The sequence below is a fragment of the Rubripirellula obstinata genome (assembly GCF_001642955.1).
GTDB classification, from domain to species: Bacteria; Planctomycetota; Planctomycetia; order Pirellulales; family Pirellulaceae; genus Rubripirellula; species Rubripirellula obstinata.
Window position 1 is genome coordinate 1 of the sequence record NZ_LWSK01000236.1, and the last position, 2,929, is coordinate 2,929.

General features: G+C 53.8%; 2 protein-coding genes. One reads left to right on the top strand and one right to left on the bottom strand.

What is annotated here, in order from left to right; genetic code table 11:
* Positions 1-229: 229 nt before the first annotated feature.
* Complete coding sequence (locus RC85_RS25295) at positions 230-1,654, bottom strand: sigma-54-dependent transcriptional regulator (protein ID WP_068267656.1); 1,425 nt, start codon at positions 1,652-1,654, stop codon at positions 230-232.
* A gap of 360 nt (positions 1,655-2,014) precedes the next feature.
* Between RC85_RS25295 and RC85_RS25300 the strand changes: the two genes are divergently transcribed.
* Positions 2,015-2,653 (top strand): response regulator transcription factor, encoded by a 639-nt coding sequence (locus RC85_RS25300; RefSeq protein ID WP_068267658.1) that lies wholly within the window; start codon positions 2,015-2,017, stop codon positions 2,651-2,653.
* Positions 2,654-2,929 lie beyond the last annotated feature (276 nt).

Genomic DNA, 2,929 nt, shown 5'->3' on the forward strand with positions numbered 1-2,929 from the left:
AAAGCGAGTTACGGCGTTGCGCACATTGCCGTAACTCGCTATGGCTCGCTACGGCCTACATGTTGGCGATCAGGGAAATGTGCCGTTGCCACAATGCTTCACAGCGCTGCAGTTTGTGTTGTCGGCCATGGTGCAGCTTGCCCGATTTGCTGCGTTGCAATGATTTTCATCAGGCCACTTCCAGCCTGTGTTTGCGATCCACGCAGGCTAGAAACCTGCACCACTTTTCCTAGGCAAATTGCAGTCTTGGATCGTCCAACCCAAGTCGCTTCATCTTTTTGTAAAGCGTGGTTCGGTTGATGTCCAAAGCGTCCGCCGTTGCGGCTCGGTTCCATTGGTGGGCCTTCAGCGATTTCAGAATGATCTGACGCTCGGGGCCTTCGAGTGCTTCCCGTAACGATTTGCCTGACACTTCGCCAACTCGAATTGCGTCAGCCGCCGCAACGGAGTCTCCCAATCCGAATCCTTCGCTCACACGACCGGTCAATTCCGGTGGCAGATCTTCGGCGGTCAGCACGGGACCACGGCCGAGCAACACGGCTCGTTCGACGACATTTTCCAATTGGCGAATGTTACCTGGCCAATGGTAGTCCTGCATGATGTCGATGGCTTCGTCGCTAAAGCATTCCATTTCGCGACCACATGTTTCCGCGGCTTCGCGAAGGAAGTGATCGACCAACAACGGCAGGTCGCCCACCCGCTGACGCAGGCTTGGCAATTCGATGTTGACGACGTTGATTCGGTAGTACAAATCTTGGCGAAACGATCCATCTTCGACGGATTGAGAAAGGTTTTCGTTGGTGGCCAAAATTACTCGAGTGTCAACGCTATGTGTGGTCGTGCCACCGAGACGCTCGAATTGAAACTCCTGCAACACTCGCAGCAACTTGACTTGCATGGCAGGCGTTGCGGTGCCGATTTCGTCCAAGAACAAAGTGCCGCCGTCGGCCAATTGAAACTTACCTTCTCGGTCCGTATTCGCGCCAGTGTAGGCACCAGCAACGTGACCGAACAATTCACTTTCCAACAACGTGTCAGGCAATGCGCCGCAGGCGACCTCGATGAACGGGCCAGCTCGCCGAGAACTTCTGGCGTGAATCGCCCGAGCGATCATGCTCTTACCGGTTCCGTTTTCACCCGTGATCAAAATCGATGCACGGGCGTCAGCGACGCTATCGACCGTGTCAAAGATTTTCAGCATGCGGTAATCGTGGCTGAGGATGTTTTCCATCCCGCTGCGTTGATCCAGTTGGCGACGAAGTTGTTCGTTTTCGATCGCGACGTTGCGTTGATCCAGTGCCCGATCAATCGCCAACGACAATTCGTTATCGATCACCGGCTTGGTCAGCAGATCAAATGCACCTGCACGCACCGCTTCGACGGCGGTGTCGGGAGTCGCATAGCCGGTCATTACCAACACGGCGGTTTCGGGATGTTGGGCTCTGCAATGGCTGATCAGATCGAATCCGTCTTCGTTGCCCAACCGCAAATCGGTCATCAACAAATCGAATGTGGCCTTGGCCAGCCGAGCTTTGGCTTCGTCGATCGTTCCGGCAAAGGTGACTTGATATCCCATTTCGGTCAGCCAGTCGGCCATCGATTCTGCCAGATGGCGATCGTCGTCAACCAGCAAGATGGATGCTTTAGGCGTCATGGGAGCTTCGGGAACGATAGGAATGGAAAAGAAAAAAGTAACCAGGAAATAACTAGGTCACATTTTGGCCCACGTCAAAGACTTACTTTTTTGCCTTCCTTGCCCCGACTAACAGGAACGCACACTGTGCGATCCCTGTGCGACTCCTGTGCGATCCCCTAAATGGGGTAATGGAATTACCCATAGGTGCCGGAAGTCCTTTTCTGGAAAGGACTTACGGAGAACCATAGGCCTATCATTGAATCCAGAAACAGTGAACAATCGTAAATCAAGTACGCAAAATCCAAAGACATCAAATGGGGGGAAGTACCCGTTTGGACTGTTGAACACGATGTTGAAGGTTGGGGCAAAAACTCGCAGATGACCACTAAAATCTTAATTGTCGATGACCACGAGGCAGCTCGATTGGGGCTGGCTTGTATTCTGGAGCCGTTAGGTTTTGAGATCGTCGGCTCGGTGGCTACCGGGGATGAAGCCGTCGAGTTCGTTAAGATCGCGGCACTGGACATGGTGCTGATGGATGTCCGACTGCAGCCGGGTGATGGTCTAACCACCTTAGATCGAATTCGCGACCACAGCGATGTTGCGATCGTGCTGATGAGTGCTTACGACAACCCAACCTATGTGGCGCGAGCAGCGGCGATGGGTGCCCAAGACTATTTGATTAAAAACGGCTCGACCGAAACACTTGGGGACGATTTAAACCACGTTCTTGCTGGCAACGGACCGACCGTCGGTGGCCGGATGGAAGTCATCCAGCGTGAAATGCAGATGAAGGTCGATACGAATCTGCTGCCGCCGGAATTGCCTCTGACGGGACGCGAAGCACAGGTTTTACGGCACGTTGCGTTGGGCTTGAGTAACAAAGAGATCTCAAAGTCGCTGGGAATCAGCGTCGAAACAGTCAAAGAGCATGTGCAAAACGTGCTTCGCAAGATCCAGGCGACCGACCGCACCGACGCCGCCGTCAGAGCAATCCGGCTGGGGCTAATCGCGTAAAAGCTCATTAAACATGATCTATTCGCGCAGCGGGTGAGGTCGGGCAGTTTTAGAAACCCTTCACGGCGTTGGGTAAAATGCCGTAACTCGCTCCACTCGCTACGGCCTACAAAATTTTTGCCGATTGACGTGGATTCGCCCCCTGTCCAGGAGTGCACCTGACGGTTTGTAGGTTTACGCTGCGAGGTAGGCACGGCAGCCGATGGCGGTTTTTTGGGTTTGTTGCCAATAGTTCTCCATGGGCTTGCTGTCGCTGATGTAGGCAGCTCGCAGGCC